Annotated in this window: 17 protein-coding genes; 15 read left to right on the top strand and 2 right to left on the bottom strand. The window is 75.1% G+C overall.

Annotation, left to right across the window (positions count from 1 at the left end; translation table 11 throughout):
- Positions 1-29 precede the first annotated feature (29 nt).
- The 12 genes from alaS (at position 30) to nusB (ending at position 12028) form a co-directional block, all read left to right on the top strand.
- Complete coding sequence (alaS, locus tag ACI78Q_RS18780; RefSeq protein WP_456924954.1) at positions 30-2717, top strand: alanine--tRNA ligase; 2688 nt, start codon at positions 30-32, stop codon at positions 2715-2717.
- A gap of 5 nt (positions 2718-2722) precedes the next feature.
- The gene (gene ruvX, locus ACI78Q_RS18775; RefSeq protein WP_456924953.1) at positions 2723-3382 is read left to right on the top strand and encodes a Holliday junction resolvase RuvX; all 660 of its coding nucleotides are present in this window, start codon (positions 2723-2725) and stop codon (positions 3380-3382) included.
- Positions 3383-3465: 83 nt separating this feature from the next.
- Positions 3466-5031 carry an endolytic transglycosylase MltG gene (gene mltG, locus ACI78Q_RS18770; protein WP_456924952.1) on the top strand — a complete coding sequence of 522 codons (1566 nt, stop codon included), beginning with the start codon at positions 3466-3468 and terminating at the stop codon, positions 5029-5031.
- Positions 5024-5854: a shikimate dehydrogenase gene (locus tag ACI78Q_RS18765; RefSeq protein ID WP_456924951.1), complete on the top strand. Its 831-nt coding sequence runs from the start codon at positions 5024-5026 to the stop codon at positions 5852-5854. Before mltG ends, ACI78Q_RS18765 begins: the two co-directional genes overlap by 8 nt.
- 5 nt (positions 5855-5859) lie before the next feature.
- The gene (locus ACI78Q_RS18760; RefSeq protein ID WP_456924950.1) at positions 5860-6531 is read left to right on the top strand and encodes a prepilin peptidase; all 672 of its coding nucleotides are present in this window, start codon (positions 5860-5862) and stop codon (positions 6529-6531) included.
- 35 nt (positions 6532-6566) lie between these two features.
- On the top strand, positions 6567-7745 hold the full coding sequence (aroC, locus tag ACI78Q_RS18755) for a chorismate synthase (RefSeq protein WP_456924949.1): 1179 nt from the start codon (positions 6567-6569) through the stop codon (positions 7743-7745).
- Positions 7742-8275, top strand: coding sequence for a shikimate kinase (locus ACI78Q_RS18750; protein WP_456924948.1), 534 nt, complete (start codon positions 7742-7744; stop codon positions 8273-8275). The genes aroC and ACI78Q_RS18750 overlap by 4 nt, the downstream gene beginning before the upstream one ends.
- A gap of 76 nt (positions 8276-8351) precedes the next feature.
- Positions 8352-9437: a 3-dehydroquinate synthase gene (gene aroB / locus ACI78Q_RS18745; protein WP_456924947.1), complete on the top strand. Its 1086-nt coding sequence runs from the start codon at positions 8352-8354 to the stop codon at positions 9435-9437.
- Positions 9434-9868 (top strand): type II 3-dehydroquinate dehydratase, encoded by a 435-nt coding sequence (gene aroQ, locus ACI78Q_RS18740; protein ID WP_456924946.1) that lies wholly within the window; start codon positions 9434-9436, stop codon positions 9866-9868. The genes aroB and aroQ overlap by 4 nt, the downstream gene beginning before the upstream one ends.
- Before the next feature lie 76 nt (positions 9869-9944).
- Complete coding sequence (locus ACI78Q_RS18735; protein WP_456924945.1) at positions 9945-11045, top strand: M24 family metallopeptidase; 1101 nt, start codon at positions 9945-9947, stop codon at positions 11043-11045.
- Positions 11046-11606 (top strand): elongation factor P, encoded by a 561-nt coding sequence (gene efp, locus ACI78Q_RS18730; protein ID WP_456924944.1) that lies wholly within the window; start codon positions 11046-11048, stop codon positions 11604-11606.
- A gap of 14 nt (positions 11607-11620) precedes the next feature.
- A complete protein-coding gene (gene nusB / locus ACI78Q_RS18725; protein ID WP_456924943.1) occupies positions 11621-12028 on the top strand; it encodes a transcription antitermination factor NusB in 408 nt (135 codons plus the stop codon).
- An 18-nt stretch (positions 12029-12046) separates the two neighbouring features.
- Here nusB and ACI78Q_RS18720 read toward each other — a convergent pair whose 3' ends face one another.
- Together ACI78Q_RS18720 and bldD are read right to left on the bottom strand one after the other, a co-directional pair.
- A complete protein-coding gene (locus ACI78Q_RS18720) occupies positions 12047-12193 on the bottom strand; it encodes a hypothetical protein (RefSeq protein WP_456924942.1) in 147 nt (48 codons plus the stop codon).
- Positions 12194-12385: 192 nt separating this feature from the next.
- A complete protein-coding gene (gene bldD / locus ACI78Q_RS18715; RefSeq protein WP_091217936.1) occupies positions 12386-12937 on the bottom strand; it encodes a transcriptional regulator BldD in 552 nt (183 codons plus the stop codon).
- Between the two features lie 219 nt (positions 12938-13156).
- Between bldD and pyrR the strand changes: the two genes are divergently transcribed.
- From pyrR to ACI78Q_RS18700, 3 genes are read left to right on the top strand one after another with little or no spacing between them, the layout of a single operon-like run.
- Positions 13157-13780, top strand: coding sequence for a bifunctional pyr operon transcriptional regulator/uracil phosphoribosyltransferase PyrR (pyrR, locus tag ACI78Q_RS18710; protein ID WP_456924941.1), 624 nt, complete (start codon positions 13157-13159; stop codon positions 13778-13780).
- Positions 13777-14697, top strand: coding sequence for an aspartate carbamoyltransferase catalytic subunit (locus ACI78Q_RS18705; protein WP_456924940.1), 921 nt, complete (start codon positions 13777-13779; stop codon positions 14695-14697). Before pyrR ends, ACI78Q_RS18705 begins: the two co-directional genes overlap by 4 nt.
- On the top strand, positions 14694-15980 hold the full coding sequence (locus ACI78Q_RS18700) for a dihydroorotase (RefSeq protein ID WP_456924939.1): 1287 nt from the start codon (positions 14694-14696) through the stop codon (positions 15978-15980). The genes ACI78Q_RS18705 and ACI78Q_RS18700 overlap by 4 nt, the downstream gene beginning before the upstream one ends.
- Positions 15981-16037 lie beyond the last annotated feature (57 nt).

Raw genomic sequence — 16037 nt, 5'->3', positions numbered from 1 at the left:
CGCCCGCCTCCAGACCCACGAGTAGGACCATGCAGACCGCCGAGATCCGCCGCCGCTTCCTGGAGCACTTCGCCTCCCGCGGCCACACCGTCGTGCCCAGCGCCTCGCTGGTCTCGCCCGACCCGTCGCTGCTGTTCACGGTGGCCGGCATGGTGCCGTTCATCCCGTACCTGACCGGCCGGGAGCCCGCGCCCTACCCGCGGGCCACCAGCGTGCAGAAGTGCGTGCGCACCCTCGACATCGAGGAGGTGGGCAAGACCACCCGCCACGGCACGTTCTTCCAGATGAACGGCAACTTCTCCTTCGGCGACTACTTCAAGGAAGGGGCCATCCAGCACGCCTGGGAGCTGGTCACCGGGTCAGTGGACGCCGGTGGGCTCGGCTTCGACCCGGAGCGGATCTGGGTCACCGTCTTCCACGACGACGACGAGGCCGCCGACGCATGGCGGCGCATCGCGGGCCTGCCCGAGGAGCGGATCCAGCGCCGCGGCTACAAGGACAACTACTGGCACACCGGCCAGCCGGGTCCCGGCGGTCCGTGCAGCGAGATCTACTACGACCGCGGGCCGGAGCACGGCCAGGACGGCGGTCCGGTCGTCGACGAGGACAGGTTCCTCGAGATCTGGAACCTCGTGTTCATGCAGTACGAGCTCGCCGACGTCCGGAGCAAGGAGGAGTTCCGGATCGTCGGCGACCTGCCGCGCAAGAACATCGACACCGGCATGGGCCTGGAGCGGGTGGCCTACCTGCTCCAGGGCGTGAACAACCTGTACGAGATCGACGAGGTGTCCCCGGTGCTGCGCCGCGCCGCCGACCTCGCCGGGGTCGACTACGGGCGCGCGCACGAGGACGACGTCCGGCTGCGCGTGGTCGCCGACCACGTGCGCAGCGGCCTGATGCTCATCGGCGACGGCGTCACGCCCGGCAACGAGGGTCGCGGGTACATCCTGCGCCGCCTGCTGCGCCGCGCCGTCCGCTCGATGAAGCTGCTCGGCGTCGACGAGGCCACCCTGCCCGAGCTGCTGCCGGTCTCCCGGGACGCGATGAAGGCCAGCTACCCGGAGCTGGAGACCGACTTCGCCCGCATCTCCAGCGTCGCCTACGCCGAGGAGGAGGCGTTCCGGCGCACCCTCACCGCCGGCACCACGCTGTTCGACACCGCCGTGGCCGGCGCCAAGCGGGCCGGGGCCGCCACGCTCTCGGGTGAGCAGGCCTTCTCCCTGCACGACACCTACGGGTTCCCCATCGACGTCACCCTCGAGATGGCCGCCGAGCAGGGCGTGACCGTCGACGAGGACGGCTTCCGCGCGCTCATGCAGCAGCAGCGGGACCGCGCCCGCGCCGACGCCCGCGCCAAGAAGACCGGCTCGGTCGACGTCCTGGCCTACCGCCGGCTGCTCGCCGACCACGGCCCCACCGACTGGCGGGCCTACGACACCCTGCGGACCGACTCCCGCGTGCTCGGGGTGGTCTCCGAGCTCGCCGACGACGAGGCGGGGGAGAGCGCCCCGGCCGGGCCGGGCGAGATCACCCGCGTCGTCCTCGACCGCACGCCGTTCTACGCCGAGTCCGGCGGCCAGGTCGCCGACGCGGGCACCCTGACCTGGGACGGCGGCCGCGCCGAGGTGCTCGACGTGCAGCGCCCGGTCAAGGGCCTGGTCGCCCACCAGGTGCGGGTGCTGGAGGGCCAGCTGCGCGAGGGCGCCGAGATCGTGGCCGAGGTGGACCGCGAGTGGCGGCTGTCGGCCTGCCAGGCGCACTCGGGCACGCACGTGGTGCACGCCGCGCTGCGCCAGGTGCTCGGCCCGCAGGCGCTGCAGTCCGGCTCGTACAACCGGCCCGGCTACCTGCGGCTGGACTTCGCCTGGCAGGGCGCGCTCACCGCGCAGCAGCGGCACGACATCGAGGACGTCGCCAACGCCGCGGTGCGCGCCGACCACAAGGTGAGCGCGAACTTCATGACGCTGCCCGAGGCCCGCGCCATCGGCGCCCTGGCCCTGTTCGGGGAGACCTACGGCGAACAGGTCCGCGTGGTGGAGATCGGCGGCCCGTGGTCACGGGAGCTGTGCGGTGGCACGCACGTGCAGGGCAGCGCCCAGATCGGCACGCTCGCCCTGACCGGCGAGTCGTCGGTCGGCTCCGGCTCCCGGCGCGTGGAGGCGGTCGTGGGCCTGGAGGGCTTCCGCTACCTGGCCCGCGAGCGGGACCTCGTCCGCCAGCTCGCCGACCTGCTCAAGACCCCCACCGACGGCCTGACCGAGCGGGTCAGCGGCATGCTGGCCCGGCTGCGCGACGTCGACAAGGAGCTCGCCGAGCTGCGCGCCCAGCAGACCCTCGCCGCGGCCGGGGAGCTGGCCGCCGGTGCGCGGGACGTCGGCGGGATCGCGGTGGTCACCGGCTCGCCGGCGGGCCTGGGCGGCGGGGACCTGCGCACGCTGGCCCTCGACGTCCGTGGCCGGCTGCCCGGCGACAGGCCGGCCGTGGTGTTGCTCGCGTCGGAGTCGGGGGGCAAGGTGGCTCTCGTGGCGGCCCTCAACCCGGCCGCACAGGAGCGCGGGCTGTCGGCGAACGACGTGCTGCGCGCGGCGGCGGCCCCGGTCGGTGGCCGGGGCGGCGGCAAGACAGACGTGGCCCAGGGGGGCGGGACCGAGCCCGCCGGCATCCCCGCGGCCCTCCAGACCGGCGAACAGGCGGTCGCGACCGCCGCAGGGAGGTGACCGAGGTGCCTGAGCAGCGCCCCGACGAGACCGGTCCGGTGGGCGAGCGCCGGGTGAGCCGCCCGGCGGTGCCGCCGCCCACCCGGCAGCGCCCCGCCGCCCCGCCCCCGCCGGTCCAGCACCGCACCGAGGCGATCGACCTGTCCGCCGGGTTCCCGCCGGTGCGGCACGAGACCAGCCAGATCGACCTCTCCGGCGGCCTGCCCGGTGGGCTGCCGATCCCGCCGCGGCGCCCGAAGCAGGGCCGCCGGCTGGGCATCGACGTCGGCTCGGTGCGGGTCGGCGTGGCGCTGTCGGACCCCACCGGCACGCTGGCCAGCCCCCTGGAGACGGTGCGGCGGGCCCGCGACGAGTCCGACCTGGACCACATCGCGGCCCTCGTGGCGGAACACGAGGTGACAGAGGTGATCGTGGGGGAGCCGAGACACCTCTCGGGTGCGTCGGGCGCCTCGGCGAAGGAGGCGCGCGCCTACTCTCGGGCACTCGCCGGGCGCATCGGGCCCGTGCCCGTGCACCTCGTCGACGAAAGGCTCTCCACCGTGACTGCAGCCAGTTCCCTCCGGGCGAACGGCCTCGACAGCCGGCAGCAGCGCCCGGTGATCGACCAGGCCGCCGCCGTGGTCATCCTCCAGGCCTATCTGGACGCCCAGCGGGAGCGCCCGTGAGCGATCCGACCCCGTCCGCGCGGCGGGGTCGGCACTCGGCGGACCACCCCAGCGGGGTCCCGGCCACCGCGTGGATGGCCTCCATGCCCCGTCAGGCGACCGACCAGCACCCGGCCGGCACGCCCGCGCCGGACCCGTACCGCGTCGACGCCCGGCTCGGGTCCGCCGGCGCCGCCCCCTACGCGGGCGCCCGCGGACGCCGCGCCGACGACGGCCGCAGCACCGGGCCGCTGATGCCCCGCGCCGAGGCCGGCGGCCTCCCCACCCCGCCCGCCGGCGGCTCCCAGGGCGGCACGCACCCGTCGGCGCCGCTGCCCGGCCTCCCGCCGCGGCCCGCCGGCACCTGGTCCCGCCTCCAGCGGCGCACCGACGTCCACCCCGACGACGCCCAGACCGTGGCCCAGCCCGTGGGCAGCCAGCCCGGCGTCCCCGGTGAGCGCCCCGACGTCGACCGCGACGCCGACGCGTTCGCCTGGGACGACGACCCCGACGACAGCGAAGCCACCGGCGGCCTGGAGGTGCTCGGCGCCTCCGGTGAGGAGCCGCGCGGTTCCCGGCGCCGTGCCGACGGCGGTGACGAACCGTCCAGGCGCAGGCGTCGCCGGCGCAGCCCGGTGGCCGTCGTCCTCTCCCTGGTGGTGCTCGCCGGCCTGGTCGGCGGGATCGTCCTCGGCGGCAAGGCGCTGATCAACCTGGTGAACCCGCCCAGCGAGGACTTCGTCGGCCAGGGCAGCGGCGAGGTGCAGATCCGCATCGCCGTCGGCGACACCCTCAGCGACATCGGCCGCACGCTCGAGTCCGCGGGCGTCATCGCCTCCGTCGGGCCGTTCGTCGACGCCGCCGAGCTGGAGCCGGCCGCCACCGGGATCCAGCCCGGCGTGTACGCGATGCGCCAGCAGATGAGCGGCCAGGCCGCCCTGGACCTGCTGCTCGACCCGGCCACCCGGCTGTTCGCCCGGGTCACCATCCCCGAGGGCTTCACCGTGCAGCAGATCCTGCAGCGGCTCTCCGAGGGCACCCAGAAGCCGGTCGAGGAGCTGCAGGCCGCGGCCGCCGACCCCGCCGCGCTCGGCCTGCCGGCCTACGCCAACGGCCAGCTCGAGGGCTTCCTCTTCCCGGCCACCTACGACTTCCAGCCCGACGACACCCCGGTCACCATGCTCCGGGCCATGGTCTCGCGCTTCACCGAGACCGCCACCGCGATCCAGCTGGAGCAGCGGGCCGCCGCGGCCGGCCGGTCGGTGTACGACGTCGTCACGGTGGCCTCCATGGTGCAGTCGGAGACCCGGCTCGACCAGGAGCGGCCCGACGTGGCCCAGGTGGTCTACAACCGCCTCGGCCAGGGCATCCCGCTCGGCATCGACGCCACCTTGGCCTACGGCCTGGGCAAGAACGGCAACGACCTCACCGTCACCGACCTGCAGACCGACAGCCCGTACAACACGCGCACGCGGGCCGGGCTGCCGGCCACGGCGATCAGCTCGCCCGGCGAGGCCAGCCTCGAGGCGGCGCTGGCGCCGACCACCGGCGACCTCCTGTACTACGTGCTGGAGTCCGACGACGGACGGCACTTCTTCACCGCCGACTACTCGGAGTTCATGGCCGCCCGGGAGCGGTGCGCCGCGGCCGGCCTCGGCTGCGGTGGCTGACGGGCCCGACGCGGGCACGGCGGTCGGTCTGCGGCGGGCGGCCGTGCTCGGCCGTCCGGTGGGGCACTCGTTGTCCCCGCTGCTGCACCGGGCGGCCTACGCCGCGCTGGGCCTGACCGACTGGACCTACGACGCCCTGGACGTCGGCGCCGAGGACCTCCCGGTGCTGCTGGCCGGCCTCGGTGAGGAGTGGCGCGGCTTCTCGGTGACCATGCCGTGCAAGCAGGCCGCGGTCGAGGTCGCCGACGTCGTCGAGCCGCTGCCGCGGCTGCTGCACGCGGCCAACACGCTCGTCCGCACCGACCAGGGGTGGCGCGCGGAGAACACCGACGTCACCGGCATCGGGATGGCCCTGCAGCTGGCCGGGGTCGACGAGGTGGACCGGGCGGCGATCCTCGGCGCGGGTGGCACGGCCGCGGCCGCCGCGGTCGCGCTGTCCTCTCTCGGCGCCCGGCACGTGGACGTCGTCGTCCGCGACCCCTCCCGTGCCGCGGACCTGCTGCGGGTGCTGGACACCCTCGCCGTGCCGACGACGGTGGTGTCGCTGCGGGAGGCGGTGGTGGACGCGACCACGGTGGTGAGCACCGTCCCGGTGGGCGGGCAGCCGGACGTGGCCGCGCTGCCGTGGCAGGCCGACCAGACCGTCCTCGACGTGCTCTACGACCCGTGGCCGACGCCGCTGGCCACCGCGGTCACCGACGCCGGGGGCACCGTCGTCGGCGGCCTGGACGTCCTGTTCTGGCAGGCCACCGTGCAGGTCGAGCTGATGACCGGGCAGCCGGCGCCGATCGAGGCCATGCGCGCGGCCCTGCACGCCCGCTGACGCCGGTGCCGGCACCGCTCCCCCCGGCCGCGGTCGCCGGTGTCGCGGTCGTGGCCGCCGTCCTGCTGGGGCCGTGGCTGGCCCGCGTGTCGGTCCGGCTGGCCCGGCGCGACGATCCGGCCCCGGCGTCCGCGGCGCGGGCGCTCACGACCACCGCCGTGCTCGCGGTCGCGCTGTCCGGCGCACTGGCCCTCGGCGGGCTGCGCCCGGCCACCGTGGCGTTCGGGTGGGCCGCGGCGGCCGGGGTGGTGCTGGCCGCGGTCGACCTCGCCGTGCACCGGCTGCCCGACCGGGTCACCTTCCCGGCCGGGGTCGCCGTCGCCGGGGCACTCCTGGTGGACGCCGCGGTGCTGGGGACCTGGCCGGAGCTGCTGCGGGCGGTGCTCGCCGCCGGGGCGGCGTTCGGGCTGGCGGCGCTGGGCGCCCTGGTCTCCCCGCAGGGGCTCGGCTACGGCGACGTGAAGCTGCTGGGCCTGCTCGGGCTGGTGCTCGGCTGGGTGGGCTGGGGTGCGCTGCTGGCCGGTGTGTTCCTCGGGCTGCTCACCGGGGCGGTCCTCTCCCTCGTCCTGCTGGCCACCGGCCGGGCCGGGTGGCGCACCGCCCTGCCGTTCGGCCCGCCGTTGCTCGTGGGTGCGGTGCTCGCGCTGGCTCTGGAGGGCCCACTCCCGGTGGCGTGACGGGCCCGGGACCGGAGGCTGGCAGAATCCGGGGCATGTTGCGCTGGCTGACCGCCGGTGAGTCGCACGGCCAGCAGCTCACCGCCATCCTCGAGGGCCTGCCCGCCGGCGTGCGGGTGCAGACCTCCGACCTCGACGTCGACCTGGCCCGGCGTCGGCTCGGCCACGGCCGCGGCGCCCGGATGTCCTTCGAGCAGGACGTCGTCACCCTGACCGGCGGGGTCCGGCACGGGATCACCCAGGGCGGCCCGATCGCCGTCCAGGTGGGCAACACCGAGTGGCCGAAGTGGACGACGGTCATGTCCGCCGACCCGGTCGACCCCGAGGTGCTGGCCGGCCAGGCCCGCAACGCGCCGCTCACCCGGCCGCGCCCCGGGCACGCCGACCTCGCCGGCATGCAGAAGTACGGCTTCGACGACGCCCGCCCCGTCCTGGAGCGCGCCAGCGCCCGGGAGACCGCGGCCCGGGTCGCGCTCGGCGCCGTCGCCCGCGCGTTCCTCCGTCAGGTGCTGGACGTCGAGGTGGTCAGCCACGTCGTGGGCATCGGGCCGGTCACCGTGCCCGACGGCATCGTCCCCGGCCCGCAGGACAACCCGCGCATCGACGAGGACCCGGTGCGCTGCGCCGACCCGGCGACCAGCGAGCTCATGGTCGCCGAGGTCGACGACGCCCGGAAGAACGGCGACACCCTGGGCGGGGTCATCGAGGTCGTCGTCCACGGGCTGCCGCCGGGCCTGGGCAGCCACGTGCACTGGGACCGCCGGCTGGACTCCCGGCTGGCCGGCGCCCTCATGGGCGTGCAGTCGGTCAAGGCCGTCGAGGTCGGCGACGGGCTGGAGACCGCCCGCCGCCGCGGGTCGGTGGCCCACGACGAGATCGTCCTGGCCGACGGCCGCGTGCAGCGGACGACCGACCGCGCCGGCGGCATCGAGGGCGGCATGACCAACGGCGAGGTGCTGCGCGTCCGCGCGGCGATGAAGCCGATCTCCACGGTGCCGCGCGCGCTGGCCACCGTCGACGTCGCCACCGGCGAGCCCGCGGTCGCCATCAACCAGCGCAGCGACGCGTGCGCGGTGCCCCGCGGGGCCGTCGTCATGGAGGCGATGGTCGCCCTCGTGCTGGCCGACGCGGCCCTGGAGAAGTTCGGCGGCGACTCGGTGCCCGAGACCCGCCGCAACGCGCAGGCCTACCTCGAGAACCTGGCCATCCGATGAGCCGGCCGGTCCTGGTCCTGGTCGGGCCGCCGTCGTCGGGCAAGACGACGGTCGGCACCGCCGTCGCGGAGCTGCTCGGCGTCCCGTTCCGCGACACCGACGCCGACATCGAGGACGTCACCGGTCAGACCGTGGCCGACCTGTTCGTCGAGCGCGGCGAGCCGTTCTTCCGCTCCCTGGAGGAGCAGGCGGTGGCCCGTGCGCTGGGCGCCCACTCCGGTGTCCTGGCCCTCGGTGGCGGCGCCGTGCTCAGCGCCGCCACGCGGGCGCTGCTGGTCGACTACACCCGCTCCGGCGGCACCGTCGTCTGGCTCGACATCGACCTGGCCTCGGCCGCCCAGCGCGTCGGGCTCGGGCGCGACCGGCCGGTGCTCGGCATGAACCCGAGGGCCACGCTGCGCAACCTCCTGCTGGCGCGTGCCCCGCTGTACGCCGAGGTCGCCACGCTCACGGTGCCCACCGGCGGCCGCGAGCCCGGTGACGTGATCGCCGACGTGGCGGCGGCCCTGCGCGCCGGGACGACGCCGTGAGCGGGCACGGGCGTCGGCACCGCAGCGAGGAACGGGCGAGGAGCGGAGCGCCCCGCAGGAGCGAACGGAGGGCAACGTGAGGCGGGTGACCGTCCCCGGCGGCAAGCCCTACGAGGTGGTCATCGGGCCGGGTGCCCAGGCCGAGCTCGCCCTGGTGCTCGCCGGCACGCCGCGGGTCGCCGTCGTCCACGCCCCGCCGCTGGCCGCCCTGGCCGGTGCCGCGGTGGAGACGCTGCAGACCGCCGGCGTGGCCGCGGAGGCGGTCGTCGTCCCCGACGGGGAGGCCGCCAAGACCGCCGAGGTCGCGGCCGGGGCCTGGGAGGAGTTCGGCCGGCTGGGGCTGACCCGGTCCGACGCGGTCGTCGGCGTCGGCGGGGGAGCGGTCACCGACCTGGCCGGCTTCCTGGCCGCGACGTGGGTCCGCGGCGTGCGGGTGGTCCACCTGCCCACCAGCCTGCTCGGCATGGTCGACGCCGCGGTCGGCGGCAAGACCGGCATCAACACGGGGGCCGGCAAGAACCTCGTCGGCGCCTTCCACCCGCCGTCCGCGGTGCTGGCCGACACCGACGTCCTCGCCGGACTCCCCGACGCGGAGTTCCGCTCCGGCCTCGCCGAGGTGGTCAAGTGCGGCTTCATCGCCGACGGGAGCATCCTCGACCTGCTCGAGGCCGACCCCACCGGCCGCCGTGACACCGCCGAGCTCATCGAGCGGGCGGTGCAGGTCAAGGCGGACGCGGTGGGCGAGGACCTCTTCGACACCGGGCGCCGCGAGTTCCTCAACTACGGGCACACGCTGGGGCACGCCATCGAGCGGGTGGAGGACTTCGGCTGGCGGCACGGCGAGGCGGTCGCCGTCGGCCTGGTCTTCGCCGCCGAGCTCGCCGGTCAGGCCGGCCTGCTCACCCGCGCCGAGGTCGACCGGCACCGCGAGCTGGTCGCTGCGATGGGCCTGCCCACCCGGTACGACGGCGACTGGACGCAGCTCCAGTCGGTCATGCGGGTGGACAAGAAGGCCCGCGGTGCCTCGCTGCGGTTCGTCGTCCTCGACGGGCTGGGCGACCCGCGGATCCTGGCCGACCCGGACCAGGCGTGGCTGGACGCGGCGTGGGCCGCGGTGTCGTCCACCCGGCCCACCGACGCGACGAACGGGGAGAACGCGTGACGATCCAGGTGCTCAACGGGGCCAACCTCGGCCGGCTCGGGCTGCGCGAGCCGGAGAAGTACGGCACGACGACGTACGCCGAGCTCGTGGAGCTGCTGGAGGCCACCGGCCGGGAGCTGGGCGCCGAGGTGCGGGTGCGCCAGACCGACTCCGAGGGCGAGCTGCTCGGCTGGGTGCACGCCGCGGCCGACGCCGGTGACCCGGTGGTGATCAACCCCGGCGGCTGGTCGCACACCTCGGTCGTGCTGCACGACGCGCTGGCCACCCTCAACGGCCCGCTGGTCGAGGTGCACATCACCAACATCCACCGGCGCGAGGAGTTCCGGCACTTCTCCTACGTCTCCCGGGTGGCCGACGGCGTGATCGCCGGGCTGGGCGTGCAGGGCTACGTGCTGGCGCTGCAGTGGCTGGTCGCCCGGGGCCACCGGTGAGGCGACAGGGAGTGAGCATCGCAGCGAGCTCTGCGAGCGAGGAGCGGAGCGACCGCGGAGCCGAACGGAAGGCGCGGTGAGGCACGGGGAGCGCCGGGAGCGGCTCCGGGCGACGGCGGCCGAGCAGGGGCTGGACGCCGTCCTGGTCACCGACCTGCTCAACGTGCGGTACCTGACCGGCTTCACCGGCTCCAACGGCGCCCTGCTGCTGCGCACCGACGGCGGGGACCTGTTCGGCACCGACGGCCGCTACACCACCCAGGCCGGCACCCAGGTGCCCGACGTCGAGCTGCTGGTCGACCGCGCCACCGTGCCGGCCCTGGCGCGGGAGGCGGTCCGGCGCGGTGCGGGGCGGATCGGCTACGAGAGCCACCACCTCACCGTCGACGGGCTGCGCGCGCTGGAGTCGGTGCTGGCCGACGCCGCGGCGGGCGGCACCGTGCCCGAGCTGGCCAGCGTGCGACGGGCGGTGGAGGCGCAGCGGGCGGTCAAGGACGACGACGAGGTCGACGCGCTGCGCCGGGCGTGCGCCGTGGCCGACGCCGCGCTGGCCGAGCTGGCGGCGGAGGGCGCGCTGCGCCCGGGCCGGACCGAGCTGCAGGTCGGCCGCGAGCTGGACGCGCGGATGCTCGCCATGGGCGCCGAGGCCCCGTCGTTCGAGACGATCGTGGCCACCGGCGCCAACTCCGCCATCCCGCACCACCGCCCCGACACCACCGAGCTGCGCTCCGGGGACTTCCTCAAGCTCGACTTCGGGGCGACCGTCGACGGGTACCACTCCGACATGACCCGCACGCTGGTCCTCGGGCACGCGGCCGACTGGCAGCACGAGGTCTACGAGCTGGTCGCGGCGGCGCAGGCGGCCGGGCGGGCGGCGCTCGCCGTCGGCGCCGACGTGGTCGCGGTCGACGCGGCGGCCCGCGACGTCATCGCCGCGGCCGGCCACGGCGAGCACTTCCCCCACGGCCTCGGCCACGGGGTGGGGCTGGAGATCCACGAGGCGCCGGGCATCGGGCAGCTCGGCGCGGGTACGCTGGCCGCCGGCATGGCCGTCACCGTGGAGCCGGGCGTCTACCTGCCCGGCCACGGCGGGGTCCGGATCGAGGACACCCTGATCGTCACGGATGACACGCCCGAGTTGTTGACCCTCACGAGCAAGGAACTGCTGGTCCTCTAGATGGCTACCACCAACGACCTCAAGAACGGCATGGTCCTCAACCTCGACGGCCAGCTCTGGACCGTCACCGAGTTCCAGCACGTCAAGCCGGGCAAGGGCGGCGCGTTCGTCCGCACCACGCTGAAGAACGTGCTCTCGGGCAAGGTCGTCGACAAGACGTTCAACGCCGGCACCAAGGTCGAGACCGCCAACGTCGACAAGCGGTCGATGACCTACCTGTACAAGGACGGCGCCGACTACGTCTTCATGGACGGCGACACCTACGACCAGATCCACGTGCCGGCCGAGACCGTCGGCGGCGGCGCGGACTACCTGCTGGAGAACACCGAGGTCGTCGTCGCGGTGCACGACGGCAGCCCGCTGTACGTGGAGCTCCCGGTGACCCTCGAGCTCGTGGTCCAGCACACCGACCCGGGCCTGCAGGGCGACCGCTCCACCGGCGGCACCAAGCCGGCCACCCTGGAGACCGGCGCGCAGATCCAGGTGCCGCTGTTCGTCAACACCGGCGACAAGCTCAAGGTCGACACCCGCGACGGCCGGTACCTCGGCCGCGCCAACTGACGACCCGTCCGGCGATGGCTGCCCGGTCCAAGGCGCGCAAGCGCGCCGTCGACGTCCTCTACGAGGCCGACCTCCGCGGGTCGGACCCGCTCGCGCTGCTGCGCGAGCGGGTGGCCGACGCCCAGCCGCCGGTGCCCGACCACGCCGTCCGGCTGGTGGAGGGGGCGGTCGAGCACTCCGGCCGCATCGACGAGCTGATCGACCGGCACGCCAAGGGCTGGTCGATCGACCGGCTGCCCGACGTCGACCGCGCGATCCTGCGGATGTCGGTGTTCGAGCTGCTGTGGGCCGACGACGTGCCCGACGCCGTGGTCATCGACGAGGCGGTGGAGCTGGCCCGGGCGCTGTCGACCGACGACTCGCCGGCCTACGTCAACGGGGTGCTGGGCGCGATCCTCGACGCCGAGGTGCCCACCAGCTGACCTGCGGAGCCGGCCGGGTCACACCGGCGGGCCGGCGGCGGCCAGCATCGCGCTGATCCGGGCCGTGGCCTGCCGGCGCTGCACCCGGCGCAGGGCCGCCCGGCGGCGGGCAGCCCGTTCGAGGTGCCCGTCCAGGACGACGGTGGCCGGCTCGGTCGGCTCCATGGGGGCTCCTCGGGTGGTCGGTGCGACGGCGCCGACGCTAGGACCCCCTGCTGACAGTTCTCATCCCCCAATGCGGGGCCCCGACCGGGCCCGGACACGCGAGAGGCCCCTGACCGCACCGGTCAGGGGCCTCTCGCGTACCCGGGCCGTCCCGAGGCCGCCCGCGAGCGGTGAGGAGGGTGGGGTGCAGCCTCAGCGGGGCGTGCGGCGGCGCTCCCAGTTGGGGTTGACCTCGTCCTCGTCCTCGTCGCCGCCGAAGCCCACGACGCTCTCCATGCCGGGGGAGAGGACGCCCCACTCGATGAGCCGGGAGGTCAGCTCGTCGGGGCTCATGTCGTAGATGATCGCCAGCGACTTGAGGTCCTCGGCGCGGATGGAGAGGACCTTGCCGTTGTAGTCGTGCCGCTGGGCCTGGATGGTCGAGGCGTAGCGCGCCAGCGGGCCGGCCTCGTCGGCGGGCAGCGAGCCCAGCGACTCGAGGTTCAGCACGATCTTCGTCGTCGAGGTGACCGCGGAGCTCGGGCGGGGGTCGGGCAGCAGCTCGGAGACCGGCACGCCGTAGAAGACCGCCAGCTCGGAGAGCCGCTGCACGGTCACCGCACGGTCGCCGCGCTCGTAGGAACCGACGACGACGGCCTTCCAGCGGCCGTGCGACTTGTCCTCGACTCCCTGGAGGCTGAGACCCTGCTGGTTGCGGATGGCGCGGAGCCGGGCACCGAGGGCCCGTGAGTAGTCGGTGCTCATCGCTTCCTGCTCACTGTCCGTCGTCGTGGGCGTTCTGTCGTCACGGAGCGTACTGGTCTCGCGGGGTCGGCGACACCAGGACAGCCCTCCGGGGTGACGAGGCCCCACATCGTGGCCCCTCGGGCCGCGGTGCGGGTCACATCCGGTCGTGCAGTACCGTCGCTCCCGGTCCGACCACTCCTTTAACGACCCGTCCAGTGAGGCGGGGAAGGAGGCCTCATGGCCGATTCGCCCGAGCCTGCCCTGGACGCCGCACCGGCCCCTGCCGGTCCGTCCGCCGCAGCACTCCTCTCCGCCGCCGACGTGGCCCGCGTCCTCGACCGGATGGCCCACCAGGTCATCGAGCGCGCCGCGGCCGCGAGCCCCGAGTCCTCTGACGGCGGCCTCTCGGACGTCGTCCTCATCGGCATCCCGACCCGCGGCGCCCCGCTGGCCCGCCGGCTGGCCGCCCGGATCGAGGCCTTCTCCGGGACGCCGGTCGACGTCGGCACCGTCGACATCACCCTCTACCGCGACGACCTGCGGAGACGCGGCGTCCGCGCGCTGGAGCCGACGACGCTGCCCGAAGCCGGCGTCGACGACCGCCTCGTCGTCCTCGTCGACGACGTCCTGTACTCCGGCCGCTCGGTGCGGGCCGCGCTCGACGCGCTGCGCGACCTGGGGCGGCCGCGCGCGGTGCGGCTGGCCGTCCTCGTCGACCGCGGCCACCGCGAGCTGCCGATCCGCGCCGACTACGTGGGCAAGAACGTGCCCACCTCGCGCACCCAGCAGGTGCGCGTCCACCTGACCGAGGTGGACGGCGCCGACGAGGTGCTGCTCATCGACGAGGAGGGCGAGCAGTGAAGCGCCACCTCCTGGAGGCCGCCGACCTCGACCGCGCCGACGCGACGCTGGTGCTGGACACCGCCGCGCAGATCGAGCAGGCGCTGGCCGGCCGCGAGGTCAAGAAGCTGCCGACCCTGCGCGGCCGCACGGTGGTGAACCTCTTCTACGAGGACTCCACCCGCACCCGCATCTCCTTCGAGCTGGCGGCCAAGCGCCTGTCGGCCGACGTCATCAACTTCTCCGCCAAGGGCAGCAGCGTCTCCAAGGGCGAGAGCCTCAAGGACACCGCGCTGACCCTGGAGGCGATGGGGTCGGACGCCGTCGTCGTCCGGCACAGCGCCTCCGGGGCGCCGCACCGGCTGGCGAACTGGGTGCGCGGCAGCGTGGTCAACGCCGGCGACGGCACCCACGAGCACCCCACCCAGGCCCTGCTGGACGCCTACACGATCCGGCACCGGCTGGGCCGGCTCGAGGGCGTGCGGGTGGCCGTCGTGGGCGACGTCCTGCACAGCCGGGTGGCCCGCTCCAACGTCCGGCTGCTGTCCACCCTCGGCGCGGAGGTCACCCTGGTGGCCCCACCGACGCTGCTGCCGGTCGGCGTGGGCAGCTGGCCGGCGGAGGTCTCCTACGACCTGGACGCCGTGCTGCCGAAGTCCGACGTGGTGATGATGCTGCGGGTCCAGGCGGAGCGGATGAACGCCTCGTTCTTCCCCAGCGCCCGCGAGTACAGCCGCCGCTACGGCCTGGACGGCCGGCGGATGGCGGCCCTGGCCGACGACGCGATCGTCATGCACCCGGGCCCGATGAACCGCGGGATGGAGATCGCCGCCGAGGTGGCCGACTCCGCCCGCTCCACGATCGTCGAGCAGGTCGGCAACGGGGTCTCCGTGCGCATGGCCGTCCTGTACCTGCTGCTGGGAGGCGCCCCCTCATGACCGTTCTCATCCGCGGGGCCCGGCCCTACGGCGAGGACGCCGCCGACATCCTGGTGCAGGACGGCCGCATCGCCGCGATCGGGCAGTCGCTGTCGGTGCCCGGCGCGGACGTCGTGGAGGCGGCCGGCCTGGTCGCCCTGCCCGGCCTGGTGGACCTGCACACCCACCTGCGCGAGCCGGGCCGGGAGGACGCCGAGACCGTGGAGACCGGCAGCCGCGCCGCCGCGCTCGGCGGGTACACCGCGGTGCACGCCATGGCCAACACCGACCCGGTCGCCGACACCGCGGGCGTCGTCGAGCAGGTGTGGCGGCTGGGCCAGGAGGCCGGGCTGGTCGACGTCGTCCCGGTGGGGGCGGTGACCGTCGGGCTGGCCGGCGAGCGGCTGGCCGAGCTCGGCGCGATGGCCGACTCCGCCGCCCGCGTGCGCGTGTTCTCCGACGACGGGCACTGCGTGGCCGACCCCGCGCTCATGCGGCGCGCGCTGGAGTACGTCAAGGCGCTGGACGGCGTCGTCGCCCAGCACGCCGAGGAGCCGCGGCTGACCGCCGGCGCGCAGATGCACGAGGGCGACCGGTCGGCGCGGCTGGGCCTGACCGGCTGGCCGGCCGCCGCCGAGGAGGCGATCATCGCCCGCGACGTGCTGCTGGCCGGCCACGTCGGCGCCCGGCTGCACGTGTGCCACGTCTCCACGGCCGGGTCGGTGGAGATCATCCGCTGGGCGAAGTCCCGCGGCGTCGAGGTGACCGCGGAGGTGACCCCGCACCACCTGCTGCTCACCGACGCCTGCGCCGAGAGCTACGACCCGGTGTTCAAGGTCAACCCGCCGCTGCGCACCGACGCCGACGTCGAGGCGCTGCGGGCCGGGCTGGCCGACGGGACGATCGACGCGGTCGCCACCGACCACGCGCCGCACGCGATGGAGGACAAGGAGACCGAGTGGGCCAGCGCCCGGCCCGGCATGCTCGGACTGGAACAGGCGCTGGCGGTGGTCGTGCAGACCATGGTCGAGACCGGCCGCCTGGACTGGCGCGGCGTCGCCGACCGCATGTCGGCCCGCCCGGCCGCGATCGGCCGGCTCGACGGACACGGCCGCCCGCTGGCCCCCGGCGAGCCGGCCAACCTGCTGCTGCTGGACCCGGGTGCCCGGTCGGCCGTCGACCCGGCGGCGCTGGCCAGCCGCAGCCGCAACAGCCCCTATGCCGGCCGGGAGCTCCCCGGCCGGGTGGTCGCGACGTTCCTGCGAGGGATCGCGACCGTGCTCGACGGAAAAGCCGTTCGGTGACAGCGAGTGAGCATCGCAGCGAGCTCTGCCAGCGAGGAGCGGAGCGAGCGCGGAACC

Source organism: Geodermatophilus sp. SYSU D00705, from assembly GCF_054050135.1.
Note: the sequence above shows the minus strand (reverse complement) of the source record. Positions and strands in the feature narration are given on the sequence as shown.

What these genes read in the sequence shown, in the direction of transcription:
- alaS (WP_456924954.1), top strand. Translation starts at nt 30, where the DNA reads ATGCAGACCGCCGAGATCCGCCGCCGCTTCCTGGAGCACTTCGCCTCC.
- mltG (WP_456924952.1), top strand. Translation starts at nt 3,466, where the DNA reads ATGCCCCGTCAGGCGACCGACCAGCACCCGGCCGGCACGCCCGCGCCG.
- aroC (WP_456924949.1), top strand. Translation starts at nt 6,567, where the DNA reads ATGTTGCGCTGGCTGACCGCCGGTGAGTCGCACGGCCAGCAGCTCACC.
- ACI78Q_RS18750 (WP_456924948.1), top strand. Translation starts at nt 7,742, where the DNA reads ATGAGCCGGCCGGTCCTGGTCCTGGTCGGGCCGCCGTCGTCGGGCAAG.
- efp (WP_456924944.1), top strand. Translation starts at nt 11,046, where the DNA reads ATGGCTACCACCAACGACCTCAAGAACGGCATGGTCCTCAACCTCGAC.
- nusB (WP_456924943.1), top strand. Translation starts at nt 11,621, where the DNA reads ATGGCTGCCCGGTCCAAGGCGCGCAAGCGCGCCGTCGACGTCCTCTAC.
- ACI78Q_RS18720 (WP_456924942.1), bottom strand. Translation starts at nt 12,193, where the DNA reads ATGGAGCCGACCGAGCCGGCCACCGTCGTCCTGGACGGGCACCTCGAA.
- bldD (WP_091217936.1), bottom strand. Translation starts at nt 12,937, where the DNA reads ATGAGCACCGACTACTCACGGGCCCTCGGTGCCCGGCTCCGCGCCATC.
- pyrR (WP_456924941.1), top strand. Translation starts at nt 13,157, where the DNA reads ATGGCCGATTCGCCCGAGCCTGCCCTGGACGCCGCACCGGCCCCTGCC.
- ACI78Q_RS18700 (WP_456924939.1), top strand. Translation starts at nt 14,694, where the DNA reads ATGACCGTTCTCATCCGCGGGGCCCGGCCCTACGGCGAGGACGCCGCC.